Source organism: Compostibacter hankyongensis, assembly GCF_039541075.1.
Lineage (GTDB): Bacteria > Bacteroidota > Bacteroidia > Chitinophagales > Chitinophagaceae > Compostibacter > Compostibacter hankyongensis.
Genome location: NZ_BAABFN010000004.1, coordinates 60,438 through 83,498 on the forward strand (window position 1 = coordinate 60,438; position 23,061 = coordinate 83,498).

The window sequence follows — 23,061 nt, forward strand, 5'->3', positions numbered from 1 at the left end:
GGTCTGGTCTTTTTATGTTACAAGCTCAGGTTTAGGCCGAAGATGAGAGAGCGCATGGTAGGGTATTGTCCGCGGCCCGTTCCGGTGGTTTCCGGATCCCAGCCGCCCCACTGTGTAAACAGGAAGGAGTTCTTGGAGCTGACATACACCTGCAGCTGGTTCATCTTCAGCCGGTCTGTGAGCGGCTTTGGAAACGTATAGGACAGCGAAACGTCCTGTATACGTACCCAGGTGGTGCTTTGCAGGAAGTTGATATGGTAGGCGTCCTGATAATCCATGGAAGGCAGGCTGTTGTTCGGGTTGTCCGGCGTCCACCAGTCCTGGTAGATGCCGTGCATGCGGTATGTGAAGTTTACCGGGGGATCCAGTATATCGCGGTTGTCCCTATCCCCGCCGACTGCTCCGGTTACCTGTACATACAGGCTGAATCCCTTATACTGCACGGAAGTATTGAACCCGAACATATAATCGGGTTTGTCATAACCCAGGATGGTGCGGTCGCCGTCCGGTGTGATCTTTCCGTCGCCGTTCAGGTCTTTCAGCCTGACATCCCCGGCGCGGAACCCTTCGGGGATATCATCGCCGGTCTGCCAGATGCCGTCGGGCTCGTAGTTGTAATAAGCGCCGAGGGATTTGCCGATAAACCAGTTGTTGGAGATATCGTCGAGCTCTTTTCCGTTCTCGTCTTTGTCCCCGTAGAGATGGACGATCCGGTTTTTGTTGCGGGCAAAGTTCAGTCCCATTCCCCATTTTACCGCTCCGTTCAGCACGTTGGGGGTAGTTAACTCCACTTCGATCCCTTTGTTGTTGACCGCGCCCAGGTTGGAAAGCACGCTGCTAAATCCGTTCAGGATAGGAATATTGCGATTCAGCAGGAGGTTGCGCGTGTCTGAGTTGTAATAGTTCAGGCTGCCCGATATCTTGCTGTGCAGCAGCTCGAAGTCCAGCCCCAGGTTGGTGGCATAGGTGCTTTCCCATTTGAGATCCGGGTTCCCGATGGAGGTCTTGGCGATACCGTAAGCCGTGGTCCCGCCGAGCAGATAGTTATGGGAGCCACCCGGCTCTATCCGGCTGAGCGACTGGTATCGTGCAATAGCCTGGTTGCCGTTGGCGCCCCAGGAAAGCCGCAGCTTCAGGAAGTCGATAACCGGATTATTCTTCAGGAAGTTTTCTTCAGAGACTACCCATCCCAGCCCTACCGAGGGGAAGAAGGCGAACTTGTTGTTGTCGCTGAACACGGAAGCGCCGTCCCGCCGTCCGGTCACCGTCAGCAGGTACCGGTCCTTGTAGCTGTAGTTGAGCCGGGCCATCATGGCGATGGCATGATAATCCGCGTAACCGGCGGCAGTGTTCTGGTTTTCCCCGAGGCTGAGGCTGTAATAGGATAATACATCCGAGGGAAAGGTGTTCGCGTTGGCGGACAGGAGTTTAACCGAGGAAAAATTATAGTTATACAGCAAGGTCACGTCCACCTTGTGATCCTGGGCGAAGGTATGGTTGTATTTGATCAGGCTTTCCAGGTACATGTCCTGGGAAGAAGAGTCCAATGTGCTGGCTGTCGCAACCCGGTCGAGCCCGCCTGCATTAAAAGAGGGAGAGAAATGTTGCTGCGTTCCCGAGATCAGGTCATTGGAATAGGTGAAGCGGTAGGTCAGTCCTTTGATGAACGGTATCTTCAGCTCTGCATATACGATACCGAAGAGATCTTTCCGTTGATTGGTATTTTGATCCAGCGTAGGCATCAGGGGGTTGCCGATCAGCCCGTCCGTCATCGGCACCGGGTTCAGCGTTGTTTTGGCCGAGTCCAGGTACCAGGTGGCGTAGGGGCTGAGGTTGATGGCGCTGCCCAGGCTGGCGCGGGATCCGGAAACATCCACAAAGGAAAAGGAAGAATTGGTCCCCACCTTTAACCAGTCGGTCACTTCGGTTTCCAGGTTTACCCGCAGGGAAGCCCTGCGGAAGCGGTCTCCGATGACGACGCCTTTCTGATCGGTCCAGTTGCCCGCAATAAAGTAATTTGTTTTTCCCGTATTGGCGCCGACGCTTAGGTTATAGCTCTGTATTGGCGCCGTCCGGGTGATCACATCGAGCGGGTCGACGACGATCCCCTTTTTATAGTTATCCACTTCGGCCTCGTTGAGGTACTGAACGGGATTGGATGGATCCGGCTCGGGGGCTACTCCCCGGAAGGCCAGGGTCTTCTGGTAGTTGATCTTTTTCTGTATATACTCCCCGGGGCTTTCGAGATGCTGGGTCATCAGCATGTCCTGTACGCCGGCATAGCTGTTGAACTGGATGGTGGGTTTGGCGGTCGTGCCTCTTTTGGTGGTCACCAGTATGACGCCGTTGGCGGCGCGGGAGCCGAAGATGGCGGCGGAGCTGGCGTCCCGCAGCACGTCGATAGAGGCGATATCATTGGGATTCAGGTCGCCCAGCTGCCCGTTGTAGATAATGCCGTCTACTACCACCAGCGCTTCGTTGCCGCCGGTGATGGAGTTCTGACCGCGGATCGAGACCGAGGAGCCGGAGCCGGCGTTGCCGCCGGCGCTGATATTCACGCCGGGTATGGAACCTCTCAGGGCCTGCGAGATATTGGTATTCGGCAGGGTTTCAAAACGGGTGTTGTCCACACGCGACACGGCGCCCGTCAGGTCTTTTTTCTTTTGCGTGCCATATCCTACGACCATGAGCTCCTCCAGCGAAGAGACATTGCCCCGCAAGGTGACGTTGAGGCTGGACCGCCCTTCCACTGCCATCTCCTGCTTATTGTAGCCGACATACGAAAACACCAGCGTGCCCGTACCGGAGGGCAGCTCCAGCGAATAGTTGCCGTCGGCATCCGTGATCGTCCCGGTTTGTGTTCCTTTCAGGCTCACGCTGACACCGGGCAAGGCGTTCCCTGCAGGATCGGTGACCTTCCCTTTGACGGTGAATGCCGGCAGGGCTGCTGTTACCGGAGGAGAAGGCTGCTGGCTCACCACCACTGTTTTTTGTTCGATATGATAACGGAGGGAAGAGGTCCTGAAACAAAGATCAAGCACTTCCGGGATGGTGGCGTCTTTGACCGAGAGCGTCACCGGGGGTGACTGCTGCACATCCTCATCGTTATAAAGGAACTGATAATCGCTTTTGTCCTGTATAATGCGGAAAACCGCGGACAGTTTTGCCTCGTGCAGGGAGAAGCTCAGCCGCACCTCCTGGGAATATCCCCGGGCGGAAAGCTTCAGTATGCAGGCAAAGGTCAGGAAGAGCGTAATACGCATGGCTCTGAGCATTAATACCGGCAGGCGTCTCCCGAAATGCCGGTGTGGGAAGGATTGCTTTTTTTGCATACATTCGTATGGTTAACAGTTAGACAATGCCTGTTCCTCCTTTCTCAGGGGAAAGGAACAGGTTGTTCGGCTTTTAATCCGGGAGTGTGACTGCATTCCCGGTTTTTTCGGGTTTCATCAGGGTTGGCGGCCGCGGGGAATGACCATCAGCCGGCGCCCTTCCAGTTCAAAATGAACCTTTCCGGTAAGCTCCAGCAGATGCAGTACTGACGTGATGTTTTCGTATTTACGGATGCGGCCGGTAAAATGCAGCGGCTCTCCCGGAGGAGCATTGTACTCCGCGGTGACATCATACCATCTTTCTATCTTTTTCAAGATGCTCTCCAGCGCCTCGCTGTCAAAAACGAACAGGCCGTTTTTCCAGGAAAGTGTTTCTTCCAGATTGGCTTTGCTGACGATGGGTCCGTGGCTGTTTCCGGACAAGACGGCCTGGAAACCCGGCTTGAGCAGGATGGCTTCCGGTGTCATCCCTTTCGGTCTGACCTGTACGGATCCCGTTACGAGCGTGGTTCTTTCGGTGGCTTCTTCCCGGTAGGAGGATATGTTAAAGGCGGTCCCCAGCACCCGGATATCCGATCTGTCCGTACTGACGATAAAGGGGCGCCCTGCATCGGCGGCTACCTCAAAATAAGCTTCACCCGATAAAAAGACCTGCCGCTCATTCCCGGAAAAGCGGATGGGGAAACGAAGGCGGGACGAGGCATTCATCCATACTTTTGTGCCGTCGGACAGTACCAGCTGGTACTCGCCGCCCCGTGGAGTGATGACGGAGTTGTAGACGATCTTGTCATCCGGCGTATCCGCCCCGGTATAACGCAGGATATTTCCCTGGTTGCGTACCTGGGTACCGTCGGCTTCTTTGATGGTAGCGGAATCGGGACCTCCCAGCTGCAGGGTCCTGCCGTTGCCCAGGACAAGCTGCGCTACCTTTCCTTTGGGATAAAGACCCGTGGTATCTTTTGTTGGTGCGGGGGTATGGACGGCCACAGCGGGAGCTGGCGTTTTTTTGTCCCGGAGCATGAGATATCCGAGCCCGGCCGCGGCCAGCAGCGGCAGCGCTACGGCGGCAATGCGCAGACTTTTCCGTAGCAAATGATGGCGGACCGCACCCGGGGAAATGCGCCGGGCCAGCCGTTTCCAGGAAGCGGTCCGCGTGCTGTGCTGCGCCCGCCAGGAGCGGAGCTCCTTTTGCAGGTAGTCCGCATCGCTGAGCCGGGCCCATAGTTCCCTGTTCTCCGGGCTTTCCGCGACCCAGGCTTCCAGGCGCGCAGTCTCCTCCGGGCTCAGGGAGCCTTCCAGCATCTTCCCGAACAGGGCGGCTATTTCAAAATGGGCGTCGGGTTGTTTCATGGCATGGTTACCTAAAACAACCCAATGTCAAAAAGGGGTGAAAGCGGGCAAATAATATTTTATCGCATCAATCCGGCAGCACCTTCACCTCCAGGTCCTTGAAAAATACCTTGCTGTTGGGGTCGTGCCCCTGCAGAGCAAAGGTACCGCTGGAGATGAGCCGTCCTGCCATGTCCGGGGAGCGTTTGGGATTTTCGGGCTCGGTATAGTCGACTACGGTTTTGTCGTTTACCTTGATGACCACTCTCTTGCCGCGCACGATGATCTCTTCGGTAAACCACACGTTATCCTTTACCAGGATGTCCCTGACGTCGCGGATGGCATAGAGGCTGCCGGTCCTCCGCCAGTCGGTATGCGAGTTGTTGACCTGCACCTCGTAGCCTTTGGCCGGCCAGCCGCTTTCCTGGTAGGCGGTATGGAAGTAGATGCCCGAGTTGGAGCCGGGAGTGGTCATTACCTGCGCCTTGAAGTCGAAGTTCTTAAAGTTGTGGTTCATGGCATCCCCTTCATAGAAAAGATGCGCCGTCTGGCCGTGGGCCACGATCATGCCGTCCTGTACGGTAAAGGTGCCCGCATGGTCGCCGACCTTCCAGCCGTTGAGGGATTTGCCGTCAAAGAGGGAGATCCAGCCTCCCTGGCGGGTTGTTCCCGGAGGCGTGCCACTGGTCTTTTTACTGGCGCTGCAGCTCATGATCAGAATAAGGGTCAGGGCCAGGAGCAGGTTACGTTTCAACATATTATTCGTTTAGGGTAATGGTTAGCGACTTCACTTACCTTTTCGTTCTTTCCAGAGCTGGTTAAAGGATTTCGGGGCAAATTCCGGAAGCTCGCGGCGATCTCCCCAGGCTTTGCGGAACATTTTGCTGATGACCCAGTTCTTGGTGCTGCCTTTGGCCATATTCATCAGCCGGCGGCTCAGGCTGGCTTGTTTCCAGAGGAACCAGGACATCTTTTCCGCGCCGCTGCCCAGGTTTTTGTCGACCGCCTCGTGCCGGTTCACCAGCAGCAGCTCGTGCAGGTTGATCTTTACGGCGCATACCTCGGTACAGTTGCCGCACAGCGAAGAGGCATAGCTGAGGTGTTTGTATTCGTCCATGCCGCGCAGGTGGGGGGTGATGACGGCGCCGATGGGTCCGCTGTAGGTGGTGCCATAGGTATGGCCCCCGATGTTTTTGTATACCGGGCAGGCGTTCAGGCAGGCGCCGCAGCGGATGCAGTAGAGGCTTTCGCGGACGGCGGCATCGTTCAGGATGTTGGTACGGCCGTTGTCCAGCAGGATTACATACATCTCGTCGGGACCGTCGGTTTCATTTTCCTGCCGGGGACCGCTCAGGATGGTATTGTACACGGTGACCTGCTGCCCGGTGCCGAAGGTGGCCAGCAGGGGCCAGAACAGCGCGAGGTCGTTTACGGAGGGCAGCACCTTTTCGATGCCGGCAATAACGATATGGGTTTTGGGAAAGGTGGTCGTCAGCCGTCCGTTGCCCTCGTTCTCGGTGATGGCAATGCTGCCGGTATCGGCCAGGATAAAATTGGCTCCCGTAATGCCGATGTCGGCGGTGCGGAATTTTTCCCGCAGCTTTTCCCGGGCTACGGCGGTCAGCTGCTCGGGGGTGAGCTTGGCGTCCACCTGCAGCTTTTCATGAAAGAGCCGGGCGATGTCCTCCTTGCTTTTGTGCATGGCCGGCGTAACGATGTGATAGGGCGGCTCCCCGTCCAGCTGCTGGATATACTCGCCAAGGTCGGATTCGAGGGATTCGATCTGGTGCTCCGCGAGGAAGTCGTTCAGGTGAAGCTCCTCGGTGGCCATGGATTTACCTTTTATGACGGCTTTGGCCTTTTTGGCCTGGCAGATTTTCAGGATCTCGCCGAGGGCCTGGTCTGCATCCTCCGCCCAGATCACCTTGCCGCCGCGGCGGCTGAAATTGGCCTCGAACTCTTCCAGGTATTTATCCAGGTTCTCGATGGCCCGCCATTTCACGTTTTTGGCCCTTTCCCGCGCCGTGGACAGGTCGGTAAACTGGTGCTTGCCCTTCTGGAAGGCATCGTTGTACCGGCCGATATTGAAGTTGATCTTCCGGCGATGCTCCAGGTCCTGCGCCTTTACCTCGCTTTTGGCCAAAAAAGTGTTGGAAATCTCCTGCATACCTCAAAGTGTAAAACAAAGATACTAATTTACTTATCTTTGTTTGGTATGAATAACTATCAGCTGACCGGCCTGATCGCCACCATCCTGCTGACCGCCTTTTTTGCCGGTATCGAGGTGGCGTTCGGAAACGTAAACAAGCTCAGCATCGAACTGCGGCGCAAACAGGGCATCCTCTCGGGAAAGATCCTTTCGCGCTTTATCGAGCAGCCGGCGCGTTTTGTGGCGGTAAGCCTGGTGGGGCTCACGATCATGCTGGTGCTGTACTGCATCGCAGTGGATGAGTTTTTGCAACCCCTGTGGCGGCGCGCCCTCGGGGGACCGCGGGAGCTGCCGTATTTCCAGCTGGTCATCGAGATATTCCTGGCCACCGCCGCCATCGTCATCGTCGGCATAGCGCTGCCCCGCGCCGTTTTCCGGGCCCGGGCCGACAGCCTGCTGGTATTTTTTTCCGTTCCTGTATCGCTTTTTTACAAGATATTATATCCGGTAGCTTCCCTGCTGGTGGGCATATCCGAATGGATGCTCAAATACCTGTTCAATGTGCGTATTGCGGATCGCAAGGAGGTGTTTAACCGCGCCGTAGTGGAAAATTTCTTCCGGCAGGGACAGGAACATACCCAGGAAAACCAGGAGCTGAATGCGGAGCTTTTTGAGAACGCCCTTTCGCTGAGCCAGGTAAAGATCCGTGCCTGCATGATCCCCCGGAAGGAGATAGAGGCCATGGAGGTAAATACCCCGCTGCCGGCCATTATCCGCCGTTTTCTGGAAACCAAGCTTTCCAAGCTGGTGATCTACGATCAGCATATCGACAATATCCTGGGCTATATACACCAGCTGGACCTGTATAAACGCCCTGCCGACATCCGGGAAACGCTTCACCCCATCCTGGCGGTGCCGGAGACGATGAGCGTGATCGACCTGATGAGCAAGTTTACCCAGGAAAGGAGGAGCCTTGCCTGGGTGGTGGATGAATTCGGGGGCACGGCGGGCATCGTGACGCTGGAGGACCTGCTGGAAGAGATCTTCGGGGAAATCCGCGATGAGTATGATACAGAGGAATTTATCGAAAAGCAGATCGCTGATAAGGAATATATCTTCTCCGGCCGCCTGGAGATCGACTATCTGAACGAACGATATGGCTTCGATCTTCCGGAAGGGGAGAGCGAAACCCTTTCCGGGATCATCATTGCCCACCACGAGACCATCCCGCAGACCCGGGAGCGGATCATTATCGGCGATTTTGAATTTGAGGTGCTGAATGTCACCGAAACGCGCATAGAAACGGTGAAAATGCGTGTGCTCCGGTAGAAAGAAGCCCCGGCTTAAAAAATTTTTACTTTCCCGAAAAATTTTGTAATATTGTGACCAGTTCTGTCAGCAGTTGTGTCATTCACTCATTGCCGCTTGCCATTCAAATAAGTGTCTGATAAAACCGGCGGGAACGAAAAATTGCAATAAACTTTTTTGGGGTTAACAAACAATGGATGAAAGGCCTGCTCCTGATTCTTCTCGGGCGGGCTTTTTCATGGGTATATGATACTGTTCCGCATCTTTTTTAGGCAAATTGGTGCAGATTGCTAACTTTGCGCGTCATTTACTGTCGGTCTGTGATTTATGTTCAAGCAATTGTTTAAGAACAATCCGCTCAAAGCGGAAATGAATTTTTTCGATCATCTCGAAGAGCTCCGCTGGCACATCATCCGCTCCCTGGCCGCCATTGTGGTGGCAGGGATCATCTGCTTTATCAAGATACATTTTATCTACGAGCGTATCATCATGGGCCCTACCCGTCATGATTTTATCACGTATCGTATACTCTGCGGCATCGGTCACCGGCTGGGGCTGGGCGACAGGCTTTGTCTTCCGGACGCCCCCGTCAAATTCCAGAGCATGCAGCTTTCCGGGCAGTTCATGCAGGCCTTCAGCTCTTCCTTTACCTTTGCCTTTATCATCGCCGCCCCCTATATCCTCTATGAGTTCTGGCGCTTTGTAAAGCCGGCCCTGAAGCCCGGTGAGCTGAAATACACCCGTGGGGTGGTATTCTGGACCTCGCTGCTGTTTTTTATGGGGGTTGCCTTTGGTTATTTTATGATCGCCCCCTACACGGTGAACTTCTTTGCCTCCTACCAGCTTTCGGAAAGCATTGAGAACATCATCACCATACAGAGCTACATGAGCACACTTTCGCAGCTGGTCATGGGCTGCGGCGCGCTGTTCGAGCTGCCGGTGCTGGTGTACTTCCTGGCCAAGGTAGGGATACTGACTTCCGCTTTTCTGAAAAAATACAGGCGGCATGCCTTTGTGATTATCCTGGTGATCGCGGCCTTTATCAGCCCCCCGGATGTGGCCAGCCAGTTTATCGTGACCCTTCCCCTGTACCTCCTGTTCGAGGTCAGCATCAGCATCGCCAAGCGCATGGAAAAGCAGCGCGCGGAAGAGGATGCGGCGGAATGGTCCTGATAGCCGGGTTGAGGCGGCGGTTTACCAGCCCAGCAGCCAGGCGAAGATCAGCGGCGCTACGATGGTGGCATCGCTTTCCACGATGAATTTGGGCGTATCGGCATCCAGCTTGCCCCAGGTGATCTTTTCGTTGGGAACGGCGCCCGAATAGGAGCCGTATGAGGTGGTGGAATCCGAGATCTGACAGAAATAGCTCCAAAAGGGTACCGCTTCCCAGCCCAGGTCCTGGTACATCATCGGTACCACGCATATGGGGAAGTCTCCCGCGATACCGCCGCCGATCTGGAAAAACCCTACCCCTTTGCCGCCGCTGTTGTTGCGATACCAGTCGGTAAGATATACCATGTACTCGATGCCGCTTTTCACCGTAGACGCCTTCAGCTCGTTTTTGATGACATAGCTGGCGAAGATATTTCCGGTAGTGCTGTCTTCCCAGCCCGGTACCACGATGGGAATGTTTTTCTCGGCGGCAGCCAGGATCCAGCTGTCCTTCGGGTCTATTTCGTAGTAGGGCTTCAGGTCGCCGCTCAGAACGGTCTTATACAGAAATTCATGGGGAAAATAACGTTCGCCCCGTTCTTCGGCTTCTTTCCATTGCCGGAACAGGTGCTGCTGCAGGCGGCGGAAGGCTTCCTCTTCGGGGATACAGGTGTCGGTGACGCGGTTATAGTGATCGTCCAGCAGGGCTTTTTCGTCCTGGGGCGTGAGGTCGCGGTAATGGGGCACCCGTTTATAGTGGGAATGGGCCACCAGGTTCATCACATCCTCTTCGAGGTTGGCGCCGGTGCAGGAAATGATCTGCACCTTATCGCGGCGGATCATCTCGGCCAGGGAAATGCCCAGCTCGGCGGTGCTCATGGCGCCCGCCAGGGATATCAGCATCTTGCCGCCCCCCGCCAGATGCTGCTCGTAGCCTTTGGCGGCATCCACCAGCGCGGCCGCATTGAAGTGACGGTAATGATGTTCGATAAACTGCGATACGGGTCCCTTGTTCATGTTGTCCGGTTGTTGGTTGGACAGCAAAAATAAGACACACGGGGCTATTAATGATGATTTGATGATGTGCTGATTTCCTAATTACCTAAAAACGGTCAACGTTATTCAGGCACGGACAAATCAGAAACCGGAAACAAAAACCTGCCTGCACACGGGTGCAGACAGGTACAAAACCAACTGTGCCGATCATCAGATCTTATCGAGGCGCTGCAGCACCTTGATCTGGTTAAAATCCCCTACCTGCAGTACGGTCCATTGCTTGTCTGATTCGAGGGTGATAAAGTAGATGTTTTTACCCAGCGGCGTATGGAACTGCAGGATGTTACGGAAATAGTTATCCGGATAGCGCTTCATCAGCTTCCGCATTATGGAGAGCGGGAGGTCGCTGTCTGTAATATTACGGGAAGAGAAAGCAAGCGCCCCCTTTTTGTCGTAATAAAATTTTTCATTGGCGGTGGATCTGATCGTATAGATACCATCGGAAGTCGCATAGGTGGTGTCTTTGCCGGGGTCGGCCGCGCCCCGGACGGGTATGTACAAAGTGGTGGCCAGCAGCAGGACAATGCATATTGCGCTGCGAAATACTTTTTTCATGATGATGAGTTGAGTGGCTTGTGAATGAATTTTACAATGAGGGCATAAACGCGTTTGGCTTTCTGATATAAAAGGCCGGGAGGGAGCGGAAAAGTTGCACCGTTGAAAGTTAAGGTTTTGTTAAAGGGGCCGGCAGACGGCTGCAATAGCGGAGACGCATGAGAGGACCGCTGTATCCGCCTCTGCGGGAAAAAGCGTAGGTTTGTTTTCATGAACTACCTGGCGCATGCCTTTCTCTCCTTCGGGCAGCCGGATATACTGGCGGGGAATATGATCGCTGATTTTGTAAAAGGGCGGCGGATGTATGCTTACCCGGCGGGCATCCTGAAAGGCATACGCCTGCACCGGGCCATCGACGATTTTACCGATTGCCATCCCGTTACCCGGGAGGCAAAAAGTTTTTTTAGGACGGCCTGCGGGCTGTACAGCGGCGTTTTTACCGATGTGGTATATGATCACTTTCTGGCCAATGATCCCCGTTATTTCGGGAAAGAAGCGCTGCAGCAGTTTTCGCAGGATACCTACCGCAGCCTGCAGACCTATGAAGCGGTGTTCCCGGAAGGATTCGGAACGCTTTTTTCGTATATGCGCCGGCACGACTGGCTGTACAGCTACCTGGGGTGGGACGGTGTGGAAAGGGCCTTTAACGGTATCTACCGGCGGGCCCGGTATCTTTCTGCCGATGCAGGTGCGCTCACGGCGTTCAGGACCCATTATGAAGCGCTTTCGGACTGCTATGCCGACTTTATACCGGAAGTCATGCAGTTTGCCGAAAGCTACCCCCAGCCCCCTGAAGGGGGAGTAACGGTTAAAGACGAAGGGTAACCCCCCTAACCCCCTGAAGGGGGAATAACGGTTAAAGATGAAGGGTAAAAGGTGAAGGGCATTGAATCGGATTTGATGATTTGGAAATTTGATGATTTGATAATGAAGTAATCATATAAAAGTTCAAGGTCTAAGGTTCCGTTTTAGACGGATCAACTTTAGACCTTGAAACCGGCAACCAGAAACCGAAAACGTCAAACTTCAAACCAGAAATCAGAAATCAGAAACGAGAAATCAGAAAGGCGCAGCCTTGGCAACTGGATCGAATTATTTTTAAATGGCGTTGCCGAACTTCGTTTCATCGAGACCTTTAAAAATCATAATGCGCGAGATAAACCCGAAACGAGAAATCAGAAACCGGACAGGACTCAGGCTTTGAGGAAATCCCGGATGATGTCGGCGCAGGCGGCCACCGCCCGGTCCAGGTCTTCGTTTTCCACGGTATGGTCGAAGCGGTCGGCGTAGTTCATCTCTACCCGCGCTTTTTCGGTACGTTCCAGCAGGGTATGCCGGTCTTCCGAGCCGCGGAGCAGCAGCCGTACCCGCAGCGCCTCCAGCGAAGGCGGGCGTATGAAGATGGCACAGGCATCTGCTCCGAATTTTTCTTTCAGCGCCAGGGCGCCGGCCACGTCGATAATCCGCAGGGGATATTTATTCAGCTGCCAGATGCGTTCCAGCTCGGTCCGGAGCGTACCGTAGTATTTTCCCTCATATACCATCTCGTACTCCACGAATGCATCGTCCGCAATCTTTTGCCGAAAATCCGCTACCGACAGGAAATAGTAATCCTTACCGGCGGTTTCATCTTCGCGGGGTGCGCGGGTGGTAGCCGAAACGGAAAAGACCAGGCCGGGAATCTGTTGCAGCAGGCGATAGGCGATGGTGGTTTTGCCAGCGCCGGAAGGGGCCGTAAGGATGATGATTTTATGCGCAGGTGACATAGCTAAACCCTTCTGATATCGGCACCTAACTGCCGCAGCCGTTCGTCGATATACTGGTATCCCCGGTCTATCTGTTCGATGTTCTGGATCAGGCTTTCGCCCTCGGCGCTGAGCGCGGCGATGAGCAGGGCCACGCCGGCGCGGATATCAGGGGAGGACATGGTGATCCCACGCAAAGGGTGGCTGCGGTTCAGCCCGATCACCGCAGCCCGGTGCGGGTCGCAGAGAATGATCTGGGCGCCCATATCCAGCAGCTTGTCTACAAAGAACAGACGGCTTTCAAACATCTTCTGATGGATCAGCACGCTGCCCTTGGCCTGAACGGCCACCACCAGCATGATGCTGAGCAGGTCCGGGGTAAGGCCCGGCCAGGGATGATCCGAGATGGTGAGAATGGAACCGTCGAGAAACTGCTGTATCTCGTAGTCCGGTTGAGCGGGGATATGGATATCATCTCCCCGGTATTCGAGCTCGATGCCGAGCATGCGGAACTTGTCCGGGATCATGCCCAGCTGGCTGATGCCGGCATTTTTTATGGTGATCTCGCCCTGGGTCATCGCAGCCAGGCCGATAAAAGAGCCTACTTCTATCATGTCCGGCAGGATGCGGTGACTGCATCCCCCCAGTGACCGTACCCCATTGATGGTGAGCAGGTTGGAGCTGATGCCCCGGATATCGGCACCCATGGCGTTCAGCATATGGCAGAGCTGCTGAACATAAGGTTCGCAGGCGGCATTGTAAAGGGTGGTGGTGCCTTTGGCGAGCACGGCGGCCATGATCAGATTGGCCGTACCGGTTACCGAGGGTTCGTCCAGCAGCATATAGGTGCCGGTCAGGCCCTTCCCGGCCCGCAGCTCGAAAAAGCTGCTGTTTTTGTCATAGCTGAACCGGGCGCCCAGCTTTTCAAAGCCGGTAAGATGGGTATCCAGCCGGCGACGCCCGATCTTGTCGCCCCCGGGCTTGGGGATGAAAGCATTTCCGAAGCGGCCCAGCAGGGGACCGGCCAGCATTACGGAGCCCCTGAGGCGGCCGGATTTGCTGCGGAACGCATCGCTCTGCAGGTAATCAAAATCTATATCGGCTGCCTGAAAGACGCAGGTATGCCGGTCTATCCGCTCGGTTTTTACCCCCATTTCTTCCAGGAGGGCAATGAGCAGGTTTACATCAAGGATATCGGGGATATTGCTGATCGTGACCTTCTCCGGGGTAAGCAGGACGGCGCTGATCACCTGCAGGGCTTCGTTTTTGGCGCCCTGGGGGACGATCTCCCCGCGCAGGGGGCGGCCGCCGCGTACCTCAAAAGCAAAACTCACTTATTGCGGTTTTTGTTGTTGTATTTCTTGTAGGTGTGCGTATGCCCGTAGCCGTTACCATTCCCGTTCCCTTTTCCGTTGCCGCCGTTCTTTCCGCTTTTGAAAGAATAATTTTTACGTTTGTTGGCGGGCCGGTAGCTGTCCTGCTGCACAAAAGGCTGGGGCGAGCTGGCATAACCGGTCTGGTAGCTCAGCTGGTTGTCGGTGATCAGCGAAAGCTCGCTGCGGATCATATCGTCGTGGATGCTTTCTTTGTGCCAGTTGGCATAGGCCAGCTTCATATAGTTGCCGATGGTCTGGGTAAAGCCTTCCCGTTTTTCTTCGTTGCTTTCCTGCAGGGCCTTGTCGATCACCATTTCGAGATTTTTGCCAAAATGCCGGAACCGGGGATGCTTCTTGGGATAAGGCAGGGGAGCCGGTTTGGCCTTCAGGGTTTCCCGGGTCGGGATAGGATAGGGGGAATCCACTTCCAGGGAAAAATCCGAGATCAGGAACAGGTGGTCCCAGAGCTTGTGGCGGAAATCTTCCACATTCCGCAGGTGGGGGTTCAGGGTGCCCATCAGCTCGATCAGCGCCATGGTATTCTTCTGGCGTTTTTCCTGGTCTTCAAGGCTTAGCAGGTATTCCACCATCTTCTGGATATTGCGGCCGTATTCCCGCATGATCAGGTGGTTGCGCGAGGTATTGTATTCCATATAGTGTGCGTGTCCGTAAAGTATAAGCTGCAAAGTTACGAAAAATCCTGATCGGCTTCGTCCGTCAGCACGGCGCCGGTCATTTCGGCAGGCTGTTTCAATCCCATGAAGTGCAGGATCGTGGGGGCCAGGTCGCCCAGCTTCCCGCTTTTCAGCGGGCCTTTGAAATCATTGCTGATCACAAACAGGGGAACGGGATTCAGGGTATGCGCCGTATTGGGAGAGCCGTCTTCGTTCATCATGTAATCCGAATTGCCATGATCGGCGGTGAGAAATACCACATAGTCGTTCTTCAGCGCGGCGGTAACCACCTGTTCCACGCAGTGATCTACGGTCTGTACCGCTTTTATGGCCGCTTCCCAGACGCCGGTATGGCCCACCATGTCGGCATTGGCAAAGTTGAGGCACACAAAATCCGCTGCTTTGTTTTCGATCTCCGGTAAAAGCTTGACGGTGACTTCCGCGGCGCTCATCTCAGGCTGCAAGTCATAGGTAGCCACCTTGGGGGAAGGTACCATGATCCGTTTCTCGCCTTCGAACTCCTTTTCCCTTCCTCCGCTGAAGAAGAAGGTGACGTGCGGGTATTTTTCGGTTTCGGCGATGCGGATCTGCTTTTTACCCGCCTTTTCCAATACCTCGCCCAGCGTCATGGAGAGGTTGTCGTTTTCAAAAATGACCGGGATATTCTTGAAGGACTTGTCGTATTCCGTCATGGTGACGTAATGCAGGGGCAGGGTATGCATTCCCTGATCCGGCATATCTTCCTGGGTCAGCACCCGCGTGATCTGACGGCATCGGTCGGTACGGAAATTAAAGCAGATGACCGCATCGTCTTTCCCGATATTACCGATGGGTTTGCCCGCATCGTCCACATGGATAATGGGCTTGATAAACTCATCGGTAACCCCGTCTGCATAGGATCGCTCCACGGCGGCCACCGGATCCTTGGTCGGGGTGCCGGTGCCGTTTACCAGCGCATCGTAGGCGAGCTTTACCCGTTCCCATCGCTTATCGCGGTCCATCGCGTAATAGCGTCCGGTAACGGTGGCGATCTGTCCCGTCGTCTTTTCGAGGTGCTGCTGCAGGTCTTTCAGGAAGCCGGCCCCGCTTTTGGGGTCCGTATCGCGGCCGTCGGTAAAAGCATGGATAAATACTTTGCTTAACCCTGTCTGCTGCGCTATTTCGGTCAGCGCTTTCAGGTGATTGATATGGGAGTGCACGCCGCCGTCGCTGACCAGTCCGATCAGGTGCAGCGCCTTTTTCCCGTCGGCTGCATATTGCAGCGTGTCTTTCAGTATTTTATTTTCAGCCAGCTTTCCTTCCCGGACCGCTATGTTGATCCGCTGGAGCTCCTGGTTGACGATCCGGCCGGCCCCGATATTGAGGTGACCGACTTCGGAATTGCCCATCTGGCCCTCGGGAAGACCCACCGCTTCGCCGCAGGTCACCAGCTCCGTATTCGGGTAACGGTGATAAAGGGAGCTTACAAAGGGGGTACCTGCCAGCGCTACTGCATCGGCCTTCCGTACCCGGCCGTGTCCCCATCCGTCCATGATAATGAGGATCGCTTGTTTTTGTTGTGCCATGTTGCAAAGCTACGGTAAATAATGATTTATTGTATTATGTTTACATATCATATGAATGATTTTATGCGGTGGATTTGCTATCTTTACGTCCTCTGTTTTGCTTGTCCCGGCGGTTGCCAGACCCTGCCGGAGGCAGTGAATTGGCATAGTTTTAGCGACGAGCTGTCGGATTTATTTTTACACTTTATACTTACGATAGGAGGATTTATCATGGACCTGACGATAACGCTGTCGCGCACATTGAAGTGGATGGGGATCGGTGCGGTATTGATGTCCTTTGTTATAGCGGCCGACCCGTTCAAGGACGTGCAGGCGGCCTTAAAAGAGGGTGACGCGGTCGGCCTCGCAAAATATTTCGACACGATGGTGGAGGTGGCGCTGCCGGGAAATGCCAACTCCTACAGCAAATCCCAGGCGGAGATCGTTTTACGTGACTTTTTTGCCAAAAATGCGGTCAAGGATTTTAAGCTGATCCATAAAGGATCTTCGGGCGAAGGTTCCGTTTTTGGTATCGGCAGCCTGAGCACTGCCGGCGGCGTTTTCCGGACCACCTTCTTTTTCCGGCAGAAAGGAGACCTGTACAAGCTGCAGGAGCTTCGTTTCGAGAAAAAATAAGGCCGGTCTGCCTGCCATTTGGCGGCTTATCCGGCTTATCTCCTGCGGATAAAAGCGTCCCGAAGGGCGCTTTTTGTTATTTTTGCCCCGCCAAAACCATGCTTTCATGAACGATGCGTCTTTGCTCGACGCCTTTATCCGTGCCGCGCTGGCCGAAGATGTAGGTCCCGGGGATCATACCACCCTGGCCTGTATACCGGCGAAAGCCTGCGGGAAGGCTGTGCTCAAGATCAAGGCGGCGGGGGTGCTGGCCGGTATGGAGGTGGCGGAAGCCGTTTTCCGGTACCTGGACCCGGAAACCGTTTTTGTACCGTACAAGCAGGACGGTGAGGCCATGCGTCCGGGAGAGCATGCCTTTGAAGTAGCTGGGCGGGTGCATGCCATTCTCCAGGGAGAGCGGCTGGTGCTCAACTGCATGCAGCGGATGAGCGGCATCGCCACGCTGACCCGGCAATACACCGACCGGCTGCAGGGGTACGCCACCCGACTTCTGGATACCCGGAAAACCACCCCCAACTTCAGAATGCTGGAAAAGGCAGCCGTAAAAGCCGGAGGAGGTGTCAATCACCGCATGGGTCTGTACGACCTGATCATGCTGAAGGATAATCATATCGACTATTGCGGGGGCATTACCCGGGCGGTTCGCCGGGTGCAGGAATACCTGACTGCGAACGGGCTGAGCCTCAAGATAGAAGTAGAGGCCCGCACGCCGGCCGATGTGGAAGAGATTCTCGCCGCCGGAGGAGTGCATCGCATCATGCTGGACAACTTTTCGCCGGAGCAGCTTTCGGCGGCCGTACGGCAGATCGGCGGCCGCACCGAAACGGAAGCCTCGGGAGGGATTACGCTCGACAACCTGGAGGCTTATGCCGCTACCGGGGTGGATTATATCTCGGCTGGAGCGGTTATCCACCAGGCCGTGAGCCTGGATCTGAGCCTGAAGGCGGCCCAATGAGAGGTGAAGGGTTAAAGGAGAAGGGTGAAAGGCATTTTTAGTTTAAAGTCCAAAGTCTAAGGTTCCGTTCCAGACAGATCAACTTTAGACTTTGAACCTTAGGCTACGGAACCTCAAACCAGAAACTTCAAATCAGAAACCGGAAACCAGAAACCACTGACTATCGACGGTGAAACGCGTTCTTTTTATCATCAATCAGAAGTCGGGCACTGACCGTCGCAAGCAGCTGGGCCGGGTGATCGCCCGGGAGCTGGACGGTACGCGTTTTTCCAGCGAGATCGTTTTTACCGGCTATCGCGGGCATGCCGTAACGCTGGCCAGGGAAGGCGTGCAGGCCGGCGTAGATATTATTGCCGCTGTGGGAGGCGATGGATCGGTCAACGAGGTAGCGCAGGGCATGGAAGGCAGCGATGCGCTGCTGGCGGTGATTCCCAAAGGAAGCGGAAACGGGCTGGCGCGGACCCTCGGCATTCCGCGGGATACCGGCAGGGCCATCCGGCTGATCAACCGGCAGCATACCCGCTGGATCGATGCGGGAACGGCCAACGGTCACCTGTTTCTCAGCAATGCGGGCGTCGGTTTCGATGCGCTGATCGCGCGTCTTTTTGCCAGAAATACCGGTCGCGGCTTACTTAATTATACCAAGCTTGTGCTGCATTCGCTCGGCAAATACCAGCACAAGCATTATCACCTGGAGGCAGACGGGCACCTCCTGCATGAAAAGGCTTTCTTTGTGGCGGTGGCCAACGGCACGCAGTTTGGATACGATTTTAAAATAGCTCCCGGGGCGCTGCCGGACGATGGGTGGCTGGACCTTTGTGTAATGCATCCCCTGCGGATGACGAACCTGCCCCATGTCGGATTGCAGGCCCTGACAGGCAGATTGCGGAACAACGCCTATATTCAGCAGCTCCGGTGCCGCCGCGTCCGGATTACGCGGGATGAGCCGCTGGAGTGGATGCAGGTGGACGGCGATGCCCTGCCGGTAGAAAACGGCTATGTGGAAATCGGCCTCCGGCCCCGGGCGCTCCGGGTGATCGTGCCCAGCCCCCGACCCCCTAAAGGGGGAATAACGGTAAAAGGCGAAGGGTGAAAGGTGAAGGGCATTTTAACGATTGGGTAATTTGATGATTATTCTTAATAGCATTATCCATCCGATTTTGGTCGTTCAGCGCAATAAGCGCATTGCGATAATGACCTTAGAAAAATGACGTTAAAAAATTTGTGAAATGGAGCAAATTTTAGTCATTTTTCGGCAGTCTTGATTTCTCTTTGGTTCTTTCTTTGCATCAAGGCAAAGAAAGAACCAGAAATCAGAAACCCAAACAAAAGCCAATGACCGATGAGAAAAAATGCCCCTGACCTTGTGCCTTTAATCTTTAACCCAGAATGACCCATGGCCAAAAAGAACAAATCCGGAACTGGCGGTATCGTTTATTCCACAAATCCGGACTTTGCCTTTGAGCAGGAAAGCGGGGAGCAGGAAACGCTTCCTCCTGCGCAGCAAATGCTGCAGGTGAAGCTGGATACCAAGCACAGGGCCGGAAAAGTGGTGACCACCGTCGCCGGCTTTACCGGGAAAAGCGCCGACCTCGAAACGCTGGGCCGGCAGCTGAAGACCTACTGCGGTACCGGAGGCAGCGTCAAAGACGGTCTGATCATTATTCAGGGCGACTGCCGCACCAAGATTACCGGTATGCTTCGCAAAGCGGGTTACGGCGTAAAAACTGTTTAAGGTCAAATCACAAACCGCACCGCCCCGAAGTCGAGTTGTAACCGGGTATTTCCCCTTTCCAAAAGCAGTCGCCCGTCGGGGGCTACGCCCCGGATGATCCCTTCAAAAGTTTCATTTTCCACTTCATACAGCGCCGGCTGGTCCAGCCGGTAGAGGGAGCGGGTATAATCGCTCATCACCCTCTCGTAGTGTCCGGGTCGGAGCTGTTGATAGCGCCGGTCGAGACAGCGGCACAGCTCCCGGGCCAGGGGCACGACCGGAGCGGCCTGCCCGGTGATCTGCCGCAGAGAAACAGGGTTGGGAAGATCGGTGGGGAAGACCACCTGGTTGATGTTGATTCCGATACCCACCACGGCATATTGCCAGCGGCCCCCCCGCCAGCTGTTCTCGATCAGCAGCCCGCCTGCCTTTCTGTCATCCCAGTAAAGATCGTTGCTCCATTTTATGCAGGCCTTCTCCCCGGCGGCCTGACGGAAAAAATCAAGCGTTCCGAGCGCCATGGCTGCATTCAGGAGGAAGGGTTCCGGAAGGGCTTTTGATTCCGGCCGCAGCACGACGGAAAGCGTGATGTTCTCCCCCGCCTCGGCGCTCCAGCGCCGGCCCCGCTGGCCTCTTCCGGCAGTTTGACGGTGGGCGAAATAAGTGGTGCCTTCCGCTACGGCAGCCTCCCCGGCACAGCAGGCCATGGCATAGTTATTGGTACTGTCCACCGAGGACAGCTCCACCCAGGGACGACCGATGGAAACGGCGTTTTCAGACATGAAAAATATTTATAAGGAGTATGAACATTTAGCAGGACCTGCCGTTTACTTATATATCCCGCAAAGGTATCCCATTCCCGGTATCCGGCCGGTCATGGAATTTAACCCCGTATTTAATAAGGGAATTACTAACTTTGCGGGTTAATCAATTATAATAATTGAAAATAAACATAAAATCACTATTTATTTGGCACCATTAACCGTACTGAACACCCGTCCGAAAGGGGCAACCCGCTTAACCAGGAACAGTAAATTATTTGAAGCCATTATTCACGCTATCCGGGAAAAAAAAGGCACCCACATCGTGTCCCTGGATCTGCGCCAGATTCCCGAAGCAGTGGCTGATCTCTTTGTGATCTGCGAGGCCAATGCTACCACACAGGTCCGTGCCATTGCCGATTTTGTGGAAGAGACGGTAAAAAAAGAAACGGGTGAAGATCCCTATAAACACGAAGGCTACGCCGCGCTGCAATGGGTGCTGATCGATTATGTAAATATTGTAGTGCATGTATTTCAACCCGAAGTCCGGAAATTTTACCGGCTGGAGGAAATGTGGAATGATGCCGGCGTTATGGAGCACAACGACAAATGACAGTAGCCTTCAGGCAGGAAAAACGGCCGTTAAACGATCAATATAACCTTATCACTTATCAACCTAACAAAACTCAGTAGTGGCAGATCAAATGGAAACAGGATCAAACGGCATGCAGCCCCGCAGGGAAGGAGGAGAAGGTAAATCTCCGAGGAAAGGGCCGAAATTCAATATATACTGGATATATGCCATCATCGGCATCGTGCTGCTGTCCATGCAGTTTTTTGACTTTCGCAGCAAACCGCAGACCATCAGCTTTCAGGAGTTCCAGCGGAATTATCTCGAAAGCCACGATGTGGCCAAGCTGGTGGTGGTCAATAAAAGCGATGTAGAAGTCTATATCAAACAGGACCGGCTGAACGATCCCAAGTACAAGGACGTGGCCAAGGGAAGTCTGGGCAATCTGAATCCCGGTCCGCATTATCATTTTACCATCGGCAGCGTAGAAAGCTTTAAGCAGGACCTCGACAAGGCCCAGCAGGATTTTTCTGCGGACCAGATCGTGCCCGTTACCTATGATAACCGTCCGGACTGGTTCGGACCCATCCTGCAGCTGGTGCTGCCCATCCTCCTGGTGCTGGGGCTGTGGGTGCTGCTCATGCGCAAGATGGGCGGCGGCACCGGTAGCGGCGGCGGTCCCGGCGGCATCTTCAATATCGGGAAATCCAAGGCCCAGCTTTTTGAGAAGGGCGCCCGGGTAAACATCACCTTTAACGATGTGGCCGGTCTGGACGAAGCCAAGGTGGAGGTGATGGAAGTTGTGGACTTCCTGAAAAATCCCAAGAAATACACCATGCTGGGGGGTAAGATACCCAAGGGATGCCTGCTGGTAGGCCCTCCCGGTACGGGTAAGACCCTCCTGGCCAAGGCCATGGCCGGAGAAGCCCAGGTGCCGTTCTTTTCCATGTCGGGGTCGGACTTCGTGGAGCTGTTTGTGGGCGTAGGCGCCAGCCGGGTGCGGGATCTCTTTAAAACCGCCCGGGAAAAAGCCCCCTGTATCATTTTTATCGATGAAATAGACGCCATCGGCCGTGCCCGGGGGAAGAACATGATGATGAGCAACGACGAACGGGAGAATACCCTGAACCAGCTGCTCGTGGAGATGGACGGCTTTGGCACCGACAGCGGCATCATCATCCTGGCGGCCACCAACCGTCCCGATGTGCTGGACAGCGCCCTGCTGCGCCCCGGCCGCTTCGACCGGCAGATCACCATTGAAAAGCCCGACCTGGCCGGCCGCGCCAAGATCTTTGAAGTACATTTAAAACCGATAAAGAAATCCCCGGACCTGGACATCAGCAAGCTGGCTGCCATGACCCCCGGCTTTGCCGGTGCCGATATCGCCAATGTCTGTAACGAAGCGGCGCTCATTGCCGCCCGTAACGGGAAGTCGCAGGTGGAGATGCAGGATTTCAACGATGCCATCGACCGGGTGATCGGCGGTCTGGAAAAGAAAAACAAGATTATCTCCCCCGGCGAAAAAGAAGTGATCGCCCACCACGAAGCCGGTCATGCTATCTGCGGATGGTTCCTGGAGCATGCCAATCCCCTGGTGAAGGTCACCATCGTGCCGCGCGGTGTGGCCGCGCTCGGCTATGCGCAGTACCTGCCCCGGGAACAGTATCTGTATAACACCGAGCAGCTCATGGACGATATCTGTATGACGCTGGGTGGACGCGCTTCAGAAGAGCTGATCTTCGGCAAGATATCCACCGGCGCGCAGAACGACCTGCAGGTCATCACCAAGATGGCCTATGCCATGGTGTCTGTATACGGCATGAACGAAAAGGTGGGGAATGTATCGTTCTACGATCCTCAGAATGACTATACCTTCAATAAGCCTTATTCGGAAGAAACCGCGCAGCTGATCGACGAGGAAGTCCGGAAGCTGATCGTAACGGCTTATGAACGGACCAAGGAGCTGCTGGCCAGGAAGATGGAGCAGCTGAAGCTGCTGGCCGGTGAGCTGCTGAAAAAGGAAGTGCTTTATCAGTCCGACCTGGAGCGCCTGCTGGGTAAACGGCCCTATGACGAAGAGCGGAAAGAGCCTTCCATCGTGTTTACCCCTACCGATAACAACGTACAGCCCCAGGATATCATCCTGCCCAAAACGCCGGAGAACAATGCCGGCGAACGGAACCAGGACCTGTAAGCGAGCGCAG

General features: G+C 54.9%; 20 protein-coding genes. 9 read left to right on the forward strand and 11 right to left on the reverse strand.

Going from position 1 to position 23,061, the window contains the following annotated elements; translation table 11 throughout:
• Positions 1-17: 17 nt before the first annotated feature.
• The 4 genes from ABD851_RS09300 to ABD851_RS09315 form a co-directional block, all read right to left on the reverse strand.
• The gene (locus ABD851_RS09300) at positions 18-3,332 is read right to left on the reverse strand and encodes a TonB-dependent receptor (RefSeq protein ID WP_344978473.1); all 3,315 of its coding nucleotides are present in this window, start codon (positions 3,330-3,332) and stop codon (positions 18-20) included.
• A gap of 117 nt (positions 3,333-3,449) precedes the next feature.
• Positions 3,450-4,682 (reverse strand): FecR domain-containing protein, encoded by a 1,233-nt coding sequence (locus ABD851_RS09305; protein WP_344978474.1) that lies wholly within the window; start codon positions 4,680-4,682, stop codon positions 3,450-3,452.
• A 67-nt stretch (positions 4,683-4,749) separates the two neighbouring features.
• Positions 4,750-5,418 (reverse strand): 3-keto-disaccharide hydrolase, encoded by a 669-nt coding sequence (locus tag ABD851_RS09310; protein WP_344978476.1) that lies wholly within the window; start codon positions 5,416-5,418, stop codon positions 4,750-4,752.
• A 30-nt stretch (positions 5,419-5,448) separates the two neighbouring features.
• The gene (locus ABD851_RS09315; protein ID WP_344978478.1) at positions 5,449-6,828 is read right to left on the reverse strand and encodes a LutB/LldF family L-lactate oxidation iron-sulfur protein; all 1,380 of its coding nucleotides are present in this window, start codon (positions 6,826-6,828) and stop codon (positions 5,449-5,451) included.
• Between the two features lie 48 nt (positions 6,829-6,876).
• Between ABD851_RS09315 and ABD851_RS09320 the strand changes: the two genes are divergently transcribed.
• Both ABD851_RS09320 and tatC read left to right on the forward strand, forming a co-directional pair.
• Positions 6,877-8,139 carry a hemolysin family protein gene (locus tag ABD851_RS09320; protein ID WP_344978480.1) on the forward strand — a complete coding sequence of 421 codons (1,263 nt, stop codon included), beginning with the start codon at positions 6,877-6,879 and terminating at the stop codon, positions 8,137-8,139.
• A 348-nt stretch (positions 8,140-8,487) separates the two neighbouring features.
• A complete protein-coding gene (tatC, locus tag ABD851_RS09325; RefSeq protein ID WP_344978482.1) occupies positions 8,488-9,291 on the forward strand; it encodes a twin-arginine translocase subunit TatC in 804 nt (267 codons plus the stop codon).
• Between the two features lie 21 nt (positions 9,292-9,312).
• Here the strand turns inward: tatC and ABD851_RS09330 are convergent, their stop codons facing one another.
• Both ABD851_RS09330 and ABD851_RS09335 read right to left on the reverse strand, forming a co-directional pair.
• Entirely contained in the window at positions 9,313-10,287 is a 975-nt protein-coding gene (locus ABD851_RS09330) for a deoxyhypusine synthase family protein (RefSeq protein WP_344978484.1), read from the reverse strand.
• A gap of 189 nt (positions 10,288-10,476) precedes the next feature.
• Positions 10,477-10,881, reverse strand: a complete 405-nt coding sequence (locus ABD851_RS09335; protein ID WP_344978486.1) for a hypothetical protein — start codon at positions 10,879-10,881, stop codon at positions 10,477-10,479.
• Between the two features lie 210 nt (positions 10,882-11,091).
• On the opposite strand from ABD851_RS09335, the gene ABD851_RS09340 reads away from it, so the two are divergent.
• Positions 11,092-11,706 (forward strand): acyl carrier protein phosphodiesterase, encoded by a 615-nt coding sequence (locus ABD851_RS09340; RefSeq protein ID WP_344978488.1) that lies wholly within the window; start codon positions 11,092-11,094, stop codon positions 11,704-11,706.
• A 368-nt stretch (positions 11,707-12,074) separates the two neighbouring features.
• Here ABD851_RS09340 and gmk read toward each other — a convergent pair whose 3' ends face one another.
• The 4 genes from gmk to gpmI are packed head-to-tail and all read right to left on the reverse strand — an operon-like array spanning position 12,075 to position 16,241.
• Positions 12,075-12,647, reverse strand: coding sequence for a guanylate kinase (gene gmk / locus ABD851_RS09345; protein WP_344978490.1), 573 nt, complete (start codon positions 12,645-12,647; stop codon positions 12,075-12,077).
• A 2-nt stretch (positions 12,648-12,649) separates the two neighbouring features.
• Positions 12,650-13,960: a UDP-N-acetylglucosamine 1-carboxyvinyltransferase gene (gene murA / locus ABD851_RS09350; protein WP_344978492.1), complete on the reverse strand. Its 1,311-nt coding sequence runs from the start codon at positions 13,958-13,960 to the stop codon at positions 12,650-12,652.
• The gene (locus ABD851_RS09355; RefSeq protein ID WP_344978494.1) at positions 13,957-14,655 is read right to left on the reverse strand and encodes a DUF4290 domain-containing protein; all 699 of its coding nucleotides are present in this window, start codon (positions 14,653-14,655) and stop codon (positions 13,957-13,959) included. Before ABD851_RS09355 ends, murA begins: the two co-directional genes overlap by 4 nt.
• 35 nt (positions 14,656-14,690) lie before the next feature.
• Complete coding sequence (gene gpmI / locus ABD851_RS09360; RefSeq protein ID WP_344978496.1) at positions 14,691-16,241, reverse strand: 2,3-bisphosphoglycerate-independent phosphoglycerate mutase; 1,551 nt, start codon at positions 16,239-16,241, stop codon at positions 14,691-14,693.
• A 210-nt stretch (positions 16,242-16,451) separates the two neighbouring features.
• On the opposite strand from gpmI, the gene ABD851_RS09365 reads away from it, so the two are divergent.
• The 4 genes from ABD851_RS09365 to ABD851_RS09380 all read left to right on the forward strand — a co-directional run bounded on the left by ABD851_RS09365 (position 16,452) and on the right by ABD851_RS09380 (position 19,546).
• A complete protein-coding gene (locus ABD851_RS09365) occupies positions 16,452-16,856 on the forward strand; it encodes a DUF4783 domain-containing protein (protein ID WP_344978498.1) in 405 nt (134 codons plus the stop codon).
• 106 nt (positions 16,857-16,962) lie between these two features.
• Positions 16,963-17,811 carry a carboxylating nicotinate-nucleotide diphosphorylase gene (gene nadC, locus ABD851_RS09370; RefSeq protein ID WP_344978500.1) on the forward strand — a complete coding sequence of 283 codons (849 nt, stop codon included), beginning with the start codon at positions 16,963-16,965 and terminating at the stop codon, positions 17,809-17,811.
• A 169-nt stretch (positions 17,812-17,980) separates the two neighbouring features.
• A complete protein-coding gene (locus ABD851_RS09375) occupies positions 17,981-18,904 on the forward strand; it encodes a diacylglycerol/lipid kinase family protein (protein WP_344978502.1) in 924 nt (307 codons plus the stop codon).
• Positions 18,905-19,207: 303 nt separating this feature from the next.
• The gene (locus tag ABD851_RS09380; protein ID WP_344978504.1) at positions 19,208-19,546 is read left to right on the forward strand and encodes a translation initiation factor; all 339 of its coding nucleotides are present in this window, start codon (positions 19,208-19,210) and stop codon (positions 19,544-19,546) included.
• A 2-nt stretch (positions 19,547-19,548) separates the two neighbouring features.
• Here ABD851_RS09380 and ABD851_RS09385 read toward each other — a convergent pair whose 3' ends face one another.
• Positions 19,549-20,307, reverse strand: a complete 759-nt coding sequence (locus ABD851_RS09385; RefSeq protein ID WP_344978506.1) for a biotin--[acetyl-CoA-carboxylase] ligase — start codon at positions 20,305-20,307, stop codon at positions 19,549-19,551.
• A gap of 187 nt (positions 20,308-20,494) precedes the next feature.
• Between ABD851_RS09385 and rsfS the strand changes: the two genes are divergently transcribed.
• Together rsfS and ftsH are read left to right on the forward strand one after the other, a co-directional pair.
• Positions 20,495-20,899 carry a ribosome silencing factor gene (gene rsfS, locus ABD851_RS09390; RefSeq protein WP_344978509.1) on the forward strand — a complete coding sequence of 135 codons (405 nt, stop codon included), beginning with the start codon at positions 20,495-20,497 and terminating at the stop codon, positions 20,897-20,899.
• 91 nt (positions 20,900-20,990) lie between these two features.
• Positions 20,991-23,051, forward strand: a complete 2,061-nt coding sequence (ftsH, locus tag ABD851_RS09395; protein ID WP_344978511.1) for an ATP-dependent zinc metalloprotease FtsH — start codon at positions 20,991-20,993, stop codon at positions 23,049-23,051.
• Positions 23,052-23,061: the final 10 nt, after the last annotated feature.